We start from the raw sequence: 14,397 nt of genomic DNA on the forward strand, positions 1-14,397 counted from the left end.
AAGTTATTTTATGAAAGGAAGTCTTTATGTCGACTCGTGATCATGATAATTGTGCTAAATGTAATGAATGTATAACAAATCCAGGAAAAACATACTGTAATATTTTCTGTGAAGATCCTAGTAAAAACTGTTATGAATCTTATAAAGTATTCTCTCCTTATATGTATGGAAAAGTATTTATTAATCTTCAACCTTATGAGAATTTATTTAATCTTGATGATGCTTTTGCTGCTGGAACTATATTTAAAGATATGTATAGTCCATATTGTGCTTCAAAAACTTTAAGGAGGTAAAAAAATCATGAATAAAAGTGAATACTTAGATAGAATTCAAAAACTTCAATTCTATGCTGTTGATTTAAACCTCTATCTTGATAATTTCCCAGACTGTAAAAACGCAAGAAAAGATTTTGAAACTATTTCTTGTGAGCTTAATAAGGTTATATGGGATTATGAAAAAGAATATGGCCCTTTAACCAACTTCGGACGAGCTTATTTTCAAGATCCTGAAGCTTGGGTTAATTCACCATGGCCTTGGGAAAATAGGAGGTAAATTGAATGTGGTATTACGTTAAAACACTACAACACCCGGTTAACTTAAAATCAAATGATTTAAGAATGGCTAAACTTTTAATTACTCAATACGGTGGTCCAGATGGAGAATTAAGTGCAGCACTTAGATATTTAGATCAAAGATATAGCATGCCAACTGGGAAATCTAAGGCCTTACTTACAGACATAGGTACTGAAGAGCTAGCTCATGTCGAAGTAATGGCTACAATGGTACATCAAATTATGGAAAATGCCTCTATTGAAGATATAAAAGCAGCTGGTTTAGATGGTCATTATGCTGATCATGGAAAAGCACTATATTATACAGATGCAACTGGAAATCCCTGGACCGCTACCTATATACAAGCAAAAGGGGATGTAATTGCGGACTTAACTGAAGATATGGCTGCTGAACAAAAAGCTAGAGCTACTTATGAATGGCTAATTAACTTAACAGATGATGCTGAAATTAAAAAGATATTAGGATTTTTAAGAGAGAGAGAAGTTATACACTTCCAAAGATTTGGTGAAGCCTTAGTTGATATACAAGATAATACTAAGTTAACTGATTTCTGCAAGTAAATATTTACTTTTCTTTTCCTTATATTAAAATAAATATGCCTCAAGATATAATTTTCAATTATATCTTGAGGCATTTTAATTTATAAGTTGTTTTTTATATTACAATTTTTTCTTTTTTACCATAAATAATCCTTCCATAGATAGTACTTTTCTAATAATCATACTCCACCTACTAAAGTACCTACTGCATTTTATAATTTATTATTATTACTTTTGTAACAGTCTTAAGGAATATATTTTTCTTCATTAATCCATACTAACTTTGGAGGTGAATATTATGACTTCAAAAGAATTATTATATATTCAAGATGCATTAGGACATGAAAAATTTCTTGAAACAATTTGCAAGGAATCTGCTACTAAAATCCAAGATGCAGAACTTAAAACTTTAGTAACTCAATATGAAGCAAAACATAAAGAGTTATTTGGCAAGCTATATTCACTACTATAAGGAGGATAAACAATGGATGATAAATGTATATTTGAAAACATACTTCAGTTAACAAAAGGCTCTGCTGATTTATATTTACATGCAACTATTGAATCACCAACTGAAAATATAAATACAACCTTCCATGATTTATTACATGAAACTTTAAAAATTCAACATGAAGTTTATAAAAAAATGGAAGCTAAAGGTTGGTATCCAGCGGAGCAAGTTGAAGCTCAAAAAATTCAACAAGTTAAACAAAAAAATTCTGCTCAGTAAACTAAGGTTATATTTAATAATTACTATTTAAATGCACCTTTCAAAAAATTTATTAGTAATATATAAATATTAAGGGAGAAACTTACCTCTCACTAAGTTTCTCCCTTAATTATTTAATATTTAACTTTTAAATATAATCAGCTTCTCTTAAAGCTTATAAATCTAGTCCCTTGAAAAGATAACACCCCTCTATCGCCTTCAGACATTAATCCATAATCACTCCCTGATACCTTTAGTTCTAATCTCTCGCTATTTTCAAACTCAAAGGTTACATAATAACTAGTAGAATTATGACTCATCCCATTTTCCCCATGGTTATGATGTGTAACTGACATCCTTTTTGATGTTATTTTTGAATCTACTGGTACAATTGGTTGCCTATTGTTTGACGACCACTCGCTAATTCCCTTTACAATAGTAAAAATAAATACTCCTATAATAAAAATAAATACTAATGAAAACATACCCGAAAACATATCAAACCCAAACATTTTAACCTCTCCTATTTAATTATTCCATTGTATTTTCTTTATGACCACACTCACTACACTTATAATACTTCTTTCCATATTGATTATTGTCATAAGCAAATTCATATTCCTTCATTTTTTCACCACATATCGGGCAAATTTTTTCACTCAAAGCTTATCACTCCTATTTCTATATAGTAAAAATTTTTTCATAAACTGTATTGAAAAAGTCTTCTTTATCCTCTATATCTTCTACAGCTATTAACTCTATTATCTTTTTTGATGAAACAAGGATATAATTATTACCCTTTTCATTTACTAATACTTTAATATCATTTGGTAGATTAGTTTCTATTTCATTATACTTAATATCTTGTTTTTCAAACCACTTCATCATTTTATCAAAATTTAATTTAGTTATCCATTCATGATTACTCTCAAATAACTCATAGGATAACTTCATATTTTTACCATAAGCTGAATAAAAAATTTTACTAGCAAGAAAGCTACTACTTTCATCAACAAATAAATCTTCATCACTAATTAGCTCATCATTAAAATCCTTTAAGCTCAAAGAGTATTCTTTACTATTAACTGACTTATTAGTGTTACTCGAACCATTATCTAATATAAAATTATTAATAATTAATACAGCAGTTACAATTAGTATTAAAAAAGAAGATATTATAGTATTTCTCTTTATATTCTTCTTATTAATATTTATTAAGAAATATACAAATGATAGTGTAGCTCCTATTACGATACTTCCCAAAAGAACCGTTATTCCAGAACGATTATCTATAGAATTCAATCTTATACTAGAAGTAATTAAAAATATAAATAGTACTAGAAACATTGCTAACATTATTAGACTTTTAAATTTAATCCAAACCCTTGAATAGCTTATATTATTAGGGGATATTCTAAACTTAAATAATCTTAGTACATCAATGAAATAAATTATTAAGAGCACTATTATTAAAATTCTTCCTAAAATCTCACCATTGTCTACAAAAACATCAAAACTTCTTCTTGAAGATAAAGATGAATATTGAATTAACGCCAAAAATAATATAGGTATAATTCTAGTAATTATTTCATAAAGTGAGTACTTAAATACTTGCTTTACTTTAATCTTATCTAAAGGTTCTCGTACAAATTCTTCATTTTCACATTCCTTATAAAAGACTTGTACCTTCTGAAAATCGCATAAAAAATTCCACCCTTTACTTTCTTGCTTATCTTTATTTTCTTTAGATTCATCTTCATATAAAAATTGAAAAATACTAGTTCCGTAAACTATATCTATATTGTATTTAATATTTCTTGGTTCATCCTTTTTGAACTTCGCATAAAAGCTTGAAATTTTTTCTAATATCCAACCCTTTTTAGCCATTTCCTCTAAATAATATACAATCGAACTAACTTCAAAAGCGTTAAAATCTAAAGGTACAATTTTCTTATTATTAAATCCCATATAACCTTCTCCCCTTATAAAGGTAAATCCCTTTTACTAAATCTAACTATTCCTAGTATAAATAGTAGTAATCCAGCGCCTAATAAAATTAGTATCATCATAGTTCCAGCACTATCTCCATTAATTAACTTATTAGTATCATATAATGAAAATATAGTAAAATACTTAAAGTTTTCAAGTTTCCCACCCATATTACCTAAAAGCTGAATTATAAAGAATCCTATCGGTATTCCTGCACTTATTGAATATGAAATTTTAGTATCGTTACTAATACTAGATGCAAAGAATCCTAATCCACTTATAGCAATATGAAGGCAATAAAGACCAAAAGTCATTAAGATAAATTTATTTATATCTAGATCTCCTGGAAAATGAATTTGACTAGATGTAATTCCAACTACAGTGATAAATAACATTAAAGCTCCAACAGCCAATAGTAAAAATACAGCTTGAGTTGTTGCAATTTTACTTCTCCTATTTGGAGTAGCTAAAAGATATGCCATTGAGCCTCTATCTACATATCGTGCTATCAACTTATTAGCTATAATTATTTCAAAAATCATTGGAAAAATTATAAATAAAAATCCAAACAAATATGAATTCATAAATTCTATCAAAGTAGTACCTGGATTACTCATTCCAAAGGCTGCCATCATTTCCGGCATAGCTTTTTCAAACTCTGCTAATGCATTTCCTATTTCAGGATCAAACATTGGAATAATTACTGATATATACATAGTAAGTACAGCTGCAAAAATTATAAAAAGCTTATAATTAGATTTAATTTCTCTCTTTAATAGTGGCATACTAATCATTCTTTTCACCTCCATAGAAATGCATAAACAAATCTTCTAAACTTTGAGCTTTTGATTCTAAGCTTAATACCTTATATTTTCCTAGGGCTTTAATAAATGGCATAATGTCTCCTTTTATCACCACAGTTACATTATTCTTATCAATAGATTTAACTTTAAATCCTTCTTTAATAAAACCTTTTGCTACTTCTTCATCTTGAAAAGTAATATTGTATATTTTTTGTTTAGACTCTTTAAGTGTAGATATATTTTCAACTGAAACTATCTTTCCTTCTTTAATAATAGCTGCTCTATCGCAAGTTCTCTCTATTTCTTCAAAGCTATGTGAGGACATTAATATGGTAGTACCCTTTTCTTTTTCTTCTAATATTAATTTTATAAACTCACTTTGCATTAAAGGATCAAGTCCACTAGTAGGTTCATCTAAAATTAATATATCAGGCTCCTGAATAAAAGCACATATTATACCAATTTTTTGTTTCATACCTTTAGACATCTTTTTAATCTTACTATTAGGATTTAATTCAAATCTTTCAATAAGTTCTTTTGCTCTAGATAGGTCTTTGATTCCTTTCATTTCTGCAACAAACTTAATAAACTTCATTCCTGTCATATCATCTAAGAAAGCTATTTCTCCAGGTAAATACCCAAGATTTTTTTGAATTTCTGATGATTTTTCAAAGCAATCTAATCCATTAATATTACAGCTTCCTTTATTAGCTTTGGAAAATCCCATTAAGTGACGAATAGTAGTTGTTTTTCCTGCTCCATTTGGACCTAAGAATCCAAGAATTTCACCTTTTTCTACTGAGAAAGATACATTGAAGATTCCTTTTCCCAGGCCATAGTCTTTAGTAATATTGTTTATTTCTATTACCTTCATACTTATTCCCCCTTAATTAATATAACTTATTAATAACACCATTTAATAAGTTATATTATACTACATATTTCCATTATCTACAATTACTTATGAAATAATTGTTAATTCATTTTTTTATTAAGTATTGAGCTTTTTAAAATAAAAAACTCCACATGGAGTTGAAATTTACATCTTTTAAATTATAATAGACTGCCTTAAAGACAGCCTATTAATACATATTTTTTATATAAATTATATTCTTGTTTATTAAATACAAATTTTGGATTATAATACCTATATAAGAAGGTGATTAATATAAAAAATTTATTTAAAAATAAAATCTTTGTTACGTTTCTAATTATAATCTTAGTGATAATTATTGGAATCGCTAGTTTTATTTTTTATAAGGAAAGTGATTCTGGTAATTTTAAAGCTAAATCAAATATTTCTGATATAAAAAAAATTGATAAAGAACTATCTAATGAAGATTCAGAAGAAATAAAGGATAGTGATTATTATCCAGTTGAAAATATTTATGACATCCTTCATAGAATGAGTAATACTAAGATTATTGCGGAAGATAATCAAGTTTGGGGAAAAGTAGAAATTACTGAAGACTCAATTTCATCTATAAAAAATCTTATTGAAAAAGTTGATTATAAAGATAAAGAATATATGCTAGAAGTACTTAATAGATGGGAAAATAATGATTTTTCTAAAGCAGTAGAAGAACATAATTATTTTTGGAAAAAGCTTGGTGGAACTGTTGGAAAAGCAACAGGCTTAAAGGAGTAATTACCTTAATCAACAACTATTTTAATAGTTATCATTAATAATGTACTATTATTTGTGTGATTTATTTAAAATCACTAAAGAACACTATTTTTAAATTAATGTTTGAAATTAAAAGTAGCTGCTATTAACAGATCTCTAATCTGCTAATATGCAGCTATTTTTTAGGCATTTTCTCATAATAAATCTTTTATTTCATCTATTCTATATCCCCGTCTCTTAAGTTCTTTAATTTCTTCAATTCTCTTAACAGACTCTTCTCTTTTGAATCTTCTTGTAAGTTTTTCATCTTCTTGTTCGAAGTTTAGCATTCCTTCTTCTGTATAGAACTTTAAAGTACTATACCTTGAGTTAGTAATCCTAACAAGTTCTCCTATCGTAACATATTCAGACTCTAATATTTTCTCTAATGACCTTTGTCTAGACATAATAGTTACTCCTTTAAATACAGTATCGTCTTAGACGTACCCCATGAATTGGAACTCTACCTTGTGTAGCTTCTGGTATCACTTCATAAAGTATATTATCTATTTTTATTAATGGCACAGCTCCCATACGAAGTATAATATAACTGTGACCATTCTCTTCTAACCTTCTTCTAACCTCTGTTAGTCTTTGCTCAGCATTAGGAAACCACTCTTCAGTATCAATAAATATAGATTGTGATCTCTCCAAAAAAGGAAATGCAAAATTAATACCAGTTCCAGTTGGTGTTTTAATAGCATTCTTTTTCATATTTATGAATCCTTTTATAGCCATTTCTAAGCCATGATAAATACTGATATTATAAAGTTCTTTTGAGAATTTATTGTTTATAAATAATAAATTCATTTTATTATAAATTATTTCTAAATCCCCTTTAGAAAATACATCTTGCATGCAACCACTTTCTCTAAGAAGCCATAACATAAATATACTTTCATCATTTATTACTCCTTCCTCTAAAGTATCAGCTTTTAAACCTTCTACTATTCTGGTATACTCATCAATATTACTTCTATATTCCCTTAGTGATAATCCTGCTGTTTTATAGTACATATCACATCCCAATAGATTAGGTATCTCTTCCATATAGTCATAGCCCTTTAATGAATCTATTATAGTAACTTCTAATTTTTTTAAATTCTTGTTTGATAAACTTGAAGCTTTAGATAACCACCAATTCAAGCTCTCTGTAATCTCATCTCTTTTATTAAATAATGGACTAAAAATAGCTTCTTGATATAAAGTTACATTAGGATTATCTAAATATGATTTTTTTAAAGATAATTTATCATCTACTAAACTAAAGTCACTATCTAAATAAGTTTCAAGTACAACAGAAGCTGCTATTGCATGAAGTGATACTTTTTTTACAGTTGTCATATTGATACTATCTTGTGCATTTAAAGCAATCATTGCAAAACTTTGAGATAATTTTAATTCTTTCATAAATAAACACCTCTTAACTAATGTAAATATTTTACTTTTACTTATTACTTACTACTTATGATTTAAATATACACCTATTCTTATAATTTGTAAATATATCCTATAATTAAAGATATTTTTTTAATAATTAATTGTTTATTTACATAAAACATATAAAAAAAGCTGTCAAAGACAGCTCTAGTTTTAATTTTTAATTTTATTGATAGATTATATTATAATTATTACTTTTTAATATTTCTATTGCTTTATCTATAAATTCTTCCTTAATTAAAATATAATCTGTATCATATGTGGAAATTGCAAATATACTTATTTTATTATTAGCCATTAATGTACTTATCTTAGATAATATACCTATTAAAGAAAAATCCAAAGGTCCTTCTATCTTTAATATTTTCCAATCTTTTTCACAAATAATATCATTAGAAATTTTATCTTGTAGACAAACTATTGATAGTTCATCTTCAGTTTTAGTTATAGAAAAAATTTCTTCATCAAATATCCATTTTGGTATTTCATTATTTTTATCTAATCTACAAACTGAATATTTGTCTTTCAATAGCTTTAAAGTTAATTTATTATCCAAAATCCTCACCCCCTATATTGTTTAATATTTATAAAGATATAATTTAATTATCTAATCTATATATTTAATTGGATATGATATAATATTAATTATTGTAAAAATTTAGATGTTAATCAATAAAAGAATTAAATTTTGCTTCTTTTCTTTATATGATAATCCCAATTATCCTAGGCTTTCTTTTAAGCATACTTTTAATTAATATTAAGAAATTCAAAGTTTCTATAATAAGCCTGACATCTATTTTAATTTTAGCTTTATATATAAGTTTAATAGTTCTTTATTATGGAAGCAATGGTAAAATATTTTTAACCTTTATCATCATTCACTTAATATTATTCTTGTAAAATCCACTACTGACAAAACCTTAGCAAATATCCGTCTAAATCTTGTACTAAAAATTCCTTCTGCACTATAAGTTCTCCAGAACATTCATATTCACTAATAGTAATATCTCTAAATAAATTTACATCATTTCTAATTAACCTATCTCTTATCTCTTCTATATTACTAACTTCTATTTGAAAATTAATTCCTCTTCCAAAAGGATATTCTAATTTATCAGTATTCCAATATCCATTAACTTCCTCAATCATTATTTGTGCTTCTCCTAATGAAATAAAAGCAAATTTATCCTCTATTCTTTCATATTCTAATTTGAAGCCTAAAATATTTATATAGAAATCTTTAGATTTTTTAATATCACTTACTGATAATTCTGGTATTAATACATTAAACTTCATACTACTCATTCCTTTTAAACTTTCTATATTTTCATTGGATACCATAGATTAAATATATCGAATAGTTATTATATATATCAATCTAAGACTTTTTCAAATATTGCACTATCGCTCCATTTTCCATTTAAAAATATATACTCCTTATATGCTCCAACCATCCTAAAGCCATTATTTATTAAGACCTTTTGTGAAGCTATATTTTCTGGAGACACTCCTGCCTCTACTCTATGCAACTTATACTTATTAACTGCATCATCTAAAACTAACTTAACTGACTTTTGGGCATACCCTTTCCCTATATATTCTTCACCTATTCTATATCCTATTTCAGCTTTATTAAAATTACCTTTAACTATATCAACTAAATTTACTCTTCCTACAATTTCTCCTTGAAAATCCCTTATTATCGCCTTCATTTTGCTCATCAACTAGCTCACTTACTATACTTTTAAAATTAGCATATTCATAGTAACTATCTCCTCTTGATAAACAAGTTTTTTCAAAAAAAGTTCTGTTTCTATTTTCAAATTCTAATAACTCATCTATATCATTTTTATTAAGTACCTTTATTGTTATTTCTCTCATACTAATCTTAGCCCCTTTTTAATTCCTATAATTATTTCTTATATATACTCATATAATCTCCTAAGTATTCAACTCCATTTTCAATATACTGCCAACCTGTCTTTTCATAGTAACCCTCAATATCAGTATACAGAAATAATTCCTTAAATCCTTGCTTCCTAGCATATTCAACTAAGAAGCTTTGAAGTTTTTTTCCTATTCCAATGCATCTATATTCTTCTTTAACATATAATGCAGAAAGCCATGAAAAAAAATTCTCCTACTATTTTTACTTTACTTATGTGGAATATGAAAAATTCTTTAAATACAAGTTTTTCTTATAACCTCACATCTGGCATATTAAAAAGATGATTCCTGTTAATACAGAAATCATCTTTATACTTACTGCTTAATCTTTTTAAACTTACCTCTATAAAAAATCTAAATTACAATTTAAAGGTATTTTTTATAAACTACTTAATTTTAAACTGTGAAAGTGATTCATCCAACTTATTTGATTCTGAAACTAAAACATCAGATACGCTTCTAACATTTTCTAATGATGTTAATTGATCTTCTGTTAAAGCTGTAATCTCCTCTGTTGAACTTGTTGTTTCCTCAATTGCTGCTGCTAAATTCTCAATAGCACTTGAAATAACATTCTTCTTATCTATAATACTTTTATTGAAATCATCTACTTCTTTAATTTCACTATTAATCATATTTATTGAATCCTCAATTACTTTAAATAAACTTTGGGTATTTTCCACACTCATACTTTGCTCATTTACAACCTCAATAATTTGATTTACTGCTTTAGTTGCATCAACTATATTGATCATTATTGTATCAATAATCTTTTTTATATCCTTTGTTGCTACCGAACTGTCTTCAGCCAAACTCTTAATTTGTCTTGCAACAACATCGAATCCTTTTCCTGATTCTCCAGCTCTAGCAGCTTCAATAGATGCATTTAAAGATAAAAGATTAGTTTGATATGTGATGCTGTTTATAATATTTAATATAGATTCAATACTCTTTGAACTATCCTCAACTTTTGCAATTGAAGCACTAATATTTTCAACTGATTCTCTTGTTTTCTCTGAATTTTCAATAAGAGTATTAATTGACTCACTACCCTTATCATTATTCTCTATTGCTTCATTACATAGAGAATATGTATTATCAATTCTTTTACCTATAATCTCAATTTCATTTGCAAGCTCATCAATCTTAGATACAACTTCATCAACATCTGAAGCCTGTGAAGCCGATGCATTCGCTATTTGTTCAATAGCATAAGATATATCTTCAGAATGCTTTGCAACTTCTTTATTAAGTTCATTTAGTTCATTTGAATTTGATAAAACACTATCTGCAACAAACTTTCCATTAGAAATAATATCTTTAAAACTTGCCATCATTTTATTAAATGATGTTGAAATGCTCTCAAATTCATCATTTGAAGAAAATGAAGTAATTTCTTCTATATTTCCATCTTTTGCAGTTGATAATCCATCATTAATTATATTAATATTTCTACTAAGCTTATTAGCAAATTTATTTATAAGGAAATATGATACTATCAATGATAAAAGTAGAACTACTACTAATATACCTGCTAATCCCATAATTAATTTTGTATTCTCATTTTTAGCTACTAAAGTAATAATGCTTATGTCACCATTTCCTGTTAAAGATACCTCAGCAAGATATTCTTCTCCATATATCTCCATCTCACTTTTAAATGTTTCATTTACTTCAAGTGAGTCTATTTTCTTTGTAATATTATCATCATTTAAAGTTTTACCTACAAGCTCCTCATCAATTGGAGTATTTAAAATAATATGATTTTTATCAAGTAAAATAGAGTGTCCTGATTTACTAAATAACTTTTCATTCGTAAAGGTCTTTAAGTCTACAAATAAAATATCCATACCTATAACACCAATAAATTTATTATTTTCATCAATAATTGGTGCGTTTATGGAGATAACTAGCTCTCCAGTTACTTCATCTACAAAAGGTCCATACCAAGATAAACCCTCTTTCTTAGTTATATCATAAATTTCACTTTCTGAATTTGTTATCTTAGAATATGTATCATTGTTTGGATAAGAATATCTATATCCATTTTCTAACCTTGTATAAGTTCTTGCTATAATTTTAGGTGCTGTATTAAATCCATCAACTAAATCCTTTGTATTTTCATAATTCCCACTAATATAATCCTTTTGGATTACTTTTGAATTAGATAATACTGTTGTTCTTGAGCTAATTCCACCAAAATAATCATTAACTAACGCCTTTGTTGATATATGTGCATTATTTAGTTCAGTATCTAATGTCTCACTTGAAAATTTAACTAAATTAAATGTTGAAATTCCAATAAAAATTGCGGCCATTATTCCAATCAGAGGAACAATAATCGATAATAATCTAAATTTAGTTGACTTTAAACTATATTTTCTACTACTCATAAGTATAATTACCACTCCTAATCTTTTTTTCTTATTATCATCGTTGAAAATATCGATTATCCTACAAATAACTTTACACTTTTTCAGCCAAAATTTACATATCTAATCATTCTTTATCTTTAATGTTACTATAATTCAATCAATTAGCTTGTAATTTTTAACATTATCATTCCTATATCATTACAAAATTCAAATTAATGTGCTACTCCTAATATAATTTATTACTATTATTCTTAAGACATAAAATATATAAATTGTTTTAATATCAATTATCCAAAAAAGCCTTCCATTGTACCTTGGAAGGCTTTCTAATTAATTGAAGGCTCTTAAATATGCAATATATTTGTAAACTTCATCTTCAGATCTTTCAAATTCAATTCTACAACTATTTGTAAGCTTAATTGTATGATCATTCTTAGAATTAATGCTTGTCTTTATAATTTCTTTAAAATCAGGTGATTTATCTGGAACATTAATGTTCATATCCTTAACGTCTGGGCTACCTATTGTTATATATGCAGCTAAAATTGCTAACCAATAATTCTGTAGTATATATTCCTTATCTTTTACTAAAGGTAATAATGCTTTAATCCCCTCTTTAGAAGTTACAGCATGCAGCATTGTAAAGTCTTTAGTCTCTACAAATAATTTATTTATAATTTTATTCAGCTGAGATAATACTGCTTCAGCATCTCCTTTTAAAGTAAATGCATTTTTCTTAAATCCTTCTAATTTATATACCTTTTCAATTCTATCAGCAATTAAATCACCATCATTTCCCTCTCCCTTAACTGATTCTACAAGTGCTTTAAGAGATTCTAATGGATTATCTGAATTTGAAGGTAACTCTGTCAATTCATGAGGTAGATATTTTGAAGCAAAATAACTTAATGATTTTACTACCTCTTCTTCATTATTACTTCTTACTGCATATGATAACCTAATTAATGGGTGAAAAGCTCTTCCAGCTACTCCTTTAATTAACTTAGGTAAAAACTCTCCAATAATCTCTTTATAATTATCTTCAGTTAATTTTTCCGAAAAATATTTATAATATGAACCAAAGGAATTTTCAGCTCCTAAATATTTTTCAAAATTTTCATCATCAATATTATATGCTTCAGTAAAATCTTCTTTAGCTATATTTATTCTCTTAATTGTTTTATCTAGATATTCTGCAATTTCCTCAAAAGATACACCTAACTCATATAGCGAATAGCTCACCATAGGTATATGACTAGATAATCCTCCATTATAATCACTGGCATAATCCTTATATTTATTAAAAAACTCTTTAAACATGACCCCTCCTATTGAAAAATGTTATCAATTATATTGTACTGTATTGGTAATATTTATCAATATGTTTATTTTCACTCTTTAATACCAAAAGCTATCCACCGACCATCGATATCTTCTATAACAAATTCATTATTCTTATAATCTGTTATTTCCAATCTACGAATTATTTTTACTCCCTTTTTCTCAAACTCTTCCATTAAGTCATATTGATTTTTCGTATAAAAATATGCATCATACCCATATCCATATAACTCATGATTAGGCCTAACTTCTTTAGATATGCTTTGTGTCAAGATTATCTCCGTAGCATCTCGACATAAGCAAATATGTGGATCTTTCACCCTAAGATATTGCACTTGCTTAAAACCTAGCTTAATTTCATAATAGTTAGCTGTTTTAACTATGTCATTTGAAGGAAAGATACAACTCATGGATTCCAACTTCATAATAACTTCTCCTTTAAAGTGTTCCTCTTATCAAATACTAATAATAATATACTTCCAATTAAATAACATAGAACATCTTTTATATCAAATGTACTTCCAAGAATAATTGAAAGTATTTTATTATTTTGTAACCCTATTAATTCTAGAATCTTAAAATATTGAATTATTTCAACAAATGTAGCAAAAACAAATAAATATATAGATAGGAACTTAATTGGCTTTTTAATAAAGCTTCTTATAAAAGTGTACATTAAGATAATCACTAATATATCTCCAATATAAGGTCTAATAATTTTATCATTTATAAAAAGTGCAATTAAAACTTCAATCGTAAACAAAAAAATAAAGGATATTAAGTATTTATAATTTATTTTCATAAGCCCTCCTAATAAAATTTCACGATCTGTTAAGTTATATGAACATTGCCCTTCTCAATCCAAGGAAATACAATAGGTTTGCGAAACTAAATAATACCCCCTTAGAAAAGGAGAGAAGAACAATGAACAAGACTAATATAAAATGCCCACGCTGTCATTCTGATAAACTATATAAGTTTGGTTTGAATAAGCAGGCTAAACAAAAGTAGCAAC

The 14,397-nt window shown here is 26.8% G+C and carries 19 protein-coding genes and 1 pseudogene; 6 read left to right on the forward strand and 14 right to left on the reverse strand.

The window, feature by feature from the left end:
• The first annotated feature begins 26 nt into the window (after window positions 1-26).
• The 4 genes from GPX08_RS10960 (at window position 27) to GPX08_RS10975 (ending at window position 1,842) form a co-directional block, all read left to right on the forward strand.
• Entirely contained in the window at window positions 27-293 is a 267-nt protein-coding gene (locus GPX08_RS10960; RefSeq protein WP_156626852.1) for a spore coat associated protein CotJA, read from the forward strand.
• Window positions 294-300: 7 nt separating this feature from the next.
• On the forward strand, window positions 301-552 hold the full coding sequence (locus GPX08_RS10965) for a spore coat protein CotJB (RefSeq protein WP_156626853.1): 252 nt from the start codon (window positions 301-303) through the stop codon (window positions 550-552).
• Window positions 553-557: 5 nt separating this feature from the next.
• Window positions 558-1,133 carry a manganese catalase family protein gene (locus GPX08_RS10970; RefSeq protein ID WP_156626854.1) on the forward strand — a complete coding sequence of 192 codons (576 nt, stop codon included), beginning with the start codon at window positions 558-560 and terminating at the stop codon, window positions 1,131-1,133.
• Between the two features lie 463 nt (window positions 1,134-1,596).
• On the forward strand, window positions 1,597-1,842 hold the full coding sequence (locus GPX08_RS10975; protein WP_156626855.1) for a spore coat protein: 246 nt from the start codon (window positions 1,597-1,599) through the stop codon (window positions 1,840-1,842).
• A 137-nt stretch (window positions 1,843-1,979) separates the two neighbouring features.
• Here the strand turns inward: GPX08_RS10975 and GPX08_RS10980 are convergent, their stop codons facing one another.
• The 4 genes from GPX08_RS10980 to GPX08_RS10995 all read right to left on the reverse strand — a co-directional run bounded on the left by GPX08_RS10980 (window position 1,980) and on the right by GPX08_RS10995 (window position 5,487).
• On the reverse strand, window positions 1,980-2,333 hold the full coding sequence (locus tag GPX08_RS10980) for a DUF2500 family protein (protein WP_156626856.1): 354 nt from the start codon (window positions 2,331-2,333) through the stop codon (window positions 1,980-1,982).
• A gap of 169 nt (window positions 2,334-2,502) precedes the next feature.
• Window positions 2,503-3,789, reverse strand: coding sequence for a DUF2812 domain-containing protein (locus tag GPX08_RS10985; RefSeq protein WP_156626857.1), 1,287 nt, complete (start codon window positions 3,787-3,789; stop codon window positions 2,503-2,505).
• A gap of 14 nt (window positions 3,790-3,803) precedes the next feature.
• Complete coding sequence (locus tag GPX08_RS10990) at window positions 3,804-4,604, reverse strand: ABC transporter permease subunit (protein ID WP_156626858.1); 801 nt, start codon at window positions 4,602-4,604, stop codon at window positions 3,804-3,806.
• Window positions 4,597-5,487 carry an ATP-binding cassette domain-containing protein gene (locus GPX08_RS10995; protein WP_156626859.1) on the reverse strand — a complete coding sequence of 297 codons (891 nt, stop codon included), beginning with the start codon at window positions 5,485-5,487 and terminating at the stop codon, window positions 4,597-4,599. Before GPX08_RS10995 ends, GPX08_RS10990 begins: the two co-directional genes overlap by 8 nt.
• Window positions 5,488-5,772: 285 nt before the next feature.
• Here GPX08_RS10995 and GPX08_RS11000 point away from each other — a divergent pair, with 285 nt between their 5' ends.
• Entirely contained in the window at window positions 5,773-6,261 is a 489-nt protein-coding gene (locus GPX08_RS11000) for a hypothetical protein (protein WP_156626860.1), read from the forward strand.
• Window positions 6,262-6,434: 173 nt separating this feature from the next.
• Here the strand turns inward: GPX08_RS11000 and GPX08_RS11005 are convergent, their stop codons facing one another.
• From GPX08_RS11005 to GPX08_RS11050, 10 genes and pseudogenes are all read right to left on the reverse strand, one after another.
• Entirely contained in the window at window positions 6,435-6,686 is a 252-nt protein-coding gene (locus GPX08_RS11005) for a MerR family transcriptional regulator (protein WP_156626861.1), read from the reverse strand.
• A 13-nt stretch (window positions 6,687-6,699) separates the two neighbouring features.
• Entirely contained in the window at window positions 6,700-7,689 is a 990-nt protein-coding gene (locus GPX08_RS11010; protein WP_156626862.1) for a hypothetical protein, read from the reverse strand.
• Window positions 7,690-7,885: 196 nt separating this feature from the next.
• Window positions 7,886-8,278 (reverse strand): ACT domain-containing protein, encoded by a 393-nt coding sequence (locus GPX08_RS11015; protein ID WP_156626873.1) that lies wholly within the window; start codon window positions 8,276-8,278, stop codon window positions 7,886-7,888.
• Window positions 8,279-8,625: 347 nt separating this feature from the next.
• A complete protein-coding gene (locus GPX08_RS11020) occupies window positions 8,626-9,015 on the reverse strand; it encodes a VOC family protein (protein ID WP_156626863.1) in 390 nt (129 codons plus the stop codon).
• Window positions 9,016-9,092: 77 nt separating this feature from the next.
• Window positions 9,093-9,600, reverse strand: a pseudogene (locus GPX08_RS11025) (GNAT family N-acetyltransferase).
• A gap of 31 nt (window positions 9,601-9,631) precedes the next feature.
• Window positions 9,632-9,805 carry a hypothetical protein gene (locus tag GPX08_RS11030; protein WP_156626874.1) on the reverse strand — a complete coding sequence of 58 codons (174 nt, stop codon included), beginning with the start codon at window positions 9,803-9,805 and terminating at the stop codon, window positions 9,632-9,634.
• Window positions 9,806-10,052: 247 nt separating this feature from the next.
• On the reverse strand, window positions 10,053-12,059 hold the full coding sequence (locus GPX08_RS11035; RefSeq protein ID WP_156626864.1) for a hypothetical protein: 2,007 nt from the start codon (window positions 12,057-12,059) through the stop codon (window positions 10,053-10,055).
• Window positions 12,060-12,371: 312 nt separating this feature from the next.
• Entirely contained in the window at window positions 12,372-13,361 is a 990-nt protein-coding gene (locus GPX08_RS11040; RefSeq protein ID WP_156626865.1) for a DUF4243 domain-containing protein, read from the reverse strand.
• Between the two features lie 71 nt (window positions 13,362-13,432).
• Window positions 13,433-13,807, reverse strand: coding sequence for a glyoxalase (locus tag GPX08_RS11045; protein WP_156626866.1), 375 nt, complete (start codon window positions 13,805-13,807; stop codon window positions 13,433-13,435).
• Window positions 13,804-14,184 carry a DUF2809 domain-containing protein gene (locus GPX08_RS11050; protein ID WP_156626867.1) on the reverse strand — a complete coding sequence of 127 codons (381 nt, stop codon included), beginning with the start codon at window positions 14,182-14,184 and terminating at the stop codon, window positions 13,804-13,806. The genes GPX08_RS11045 and GPX08_RS11050 overlap by 4 nt, the downstream gene beginning before the upstream one ends.
• A gap of 38 nt (window positions 14,185-14,222) precedes the next feature.
• Between GPX08_RS11050 and GPX08_RS11055 the strand changes: the two genes are divergently transcribed.
• Window positions 14,223-14,393, forward strand: a complete 171-nt coding sequence (locus GPX08_RS11055) for a hypothetical protein (protein WP_156626868.1) — start codon at window positions 14,223-14,225, stop codon at window positions 14,391-14,393.
• Window positions 14,394-14,397 lie beyond the last annotated feature (4 nt).

This window comes from Clostridium tertium, assembly GCF_902652255.1.
Classification (GTDB): domain Bacteria; phylum Bacillota; class Clostridia; order Clostridiales; family Clostridiaceae; genus Clostridium; species Clostridium tertium_A.

Excerpts from the sequence above, each read along its gene's own strand:
- GPX08_RS10960 (WP_156626852.1), top strand. The coding sequence starts at position 27 with ATGTCGACTCGTGATCATGATAATTGTGCTAAATGTAATGAATGTATA.
- GPX08_RS10965 (WP_156626853.1), top strand. The coding sequence starts at position 301 with ATGAATAAAAGTGAATACTTAGATAGAATTCAAAAACTTCAATTCTAT.
- GPX08_RS10970 (WP_156626854.1), top strand. The coding sequence starts at position 558 with ATGTGGTATTACGTTAAAACACTACAACACCCGGTTAACTTAAAATCA.
- GPX08_RS10975 (WP_156626855.1), top strand. The coding sequence starts at position 1,597 with ATGGATGATAAATGTATATTTGAAAACATACTTCAGTTAACAAAAGGC.
- GPX08_RS10980 (WP_156626856.1), bottom strand. The coding sequence starts at position 2,333 with ATGTTTGGGTTTGATATGTTTTCGGGTATGTTTTCATTAGTATTTATT.
- GPX08_RS10985 (WP_156626857.1), bottom strand. The coding sequence starts at position 3,789 with ATGGGATTTAATAATAAGAAAATTGTACCTTTAGATTTTAACGCTTTT.
- GPX08_RS10990 (WP_156626858.1), bottom strand. The coding sequence starts at position 4,604 with ATGATTAGTATGCCACTATTAAAGAGAGAAATTAAATCTAATTATAAG.
- GPX08_RS10995 (WP_156626859.1), bottom strand. The coding sequence starts at position 5,487 with ATGAAGGTAATAGAAATAAACAATATTACTAAAGACTATGGCCTGGGA.
- GPX08_RS11005 (WP_156626861.1), bottom strand. The coding sequence starts at position 6,686 with ATGTCTAGACAAAGGTCATTAGAGAAAATATTAGAGTCTGAATATGTT.
- GPX08_RS11010 (WP_156626862.1), bottom strand. The coding sequence starts at position 7,689 with ATGAAAGAATTAAAATTATCTCAAAGTTTTGCAATGATTGCTTTAAAT.
- GPX08_RS11020 (WP_156626863.1), bottom strand. The coding sequence starts at position 9,015 with ATGAAGTTTAATGTATTAATACCAGAATTATCAGTAAGTGATATTAAA.
- GPX08_RS11035 (WP_156626864.1), bottom strand. The coding sequence starts at position 12,059 with ATGAGTAGTAGAAAATATAGTTTAAAGTCAACTAAATTTAGATTATTA.
- GPX08_RS11040 (WP_156626865.1), bottom strand. The coding sequence starts at position 13,361 with ATGTTTAAAGAGTTTTTTAATAAATATAAGGATTATGCCAGTGATTAT.
- GPX08_RS11045 (WP_156626866.1), bottom strand. The coding sequence starts at position 13,807 with ATGAAGTTGGAATCCATGAGTTGTATCTTTCCTTCAAATGACATAGTT.
- GPX08_RS11050 (WP_156626867.1), bottom strand. The coding sequence starts at position 14,184 with ATGAAAATAAATTATAAATACTTAATATCCTTTATTTTTTTGTTTACG.
- GPX08_RS11055 (WP_156626868.1), top strand. The coding sequence starts at position 14,223 with ATGAACATTGCCCTTCTCAATCCAAGGAAATACAATAGGTTTGCGAAA.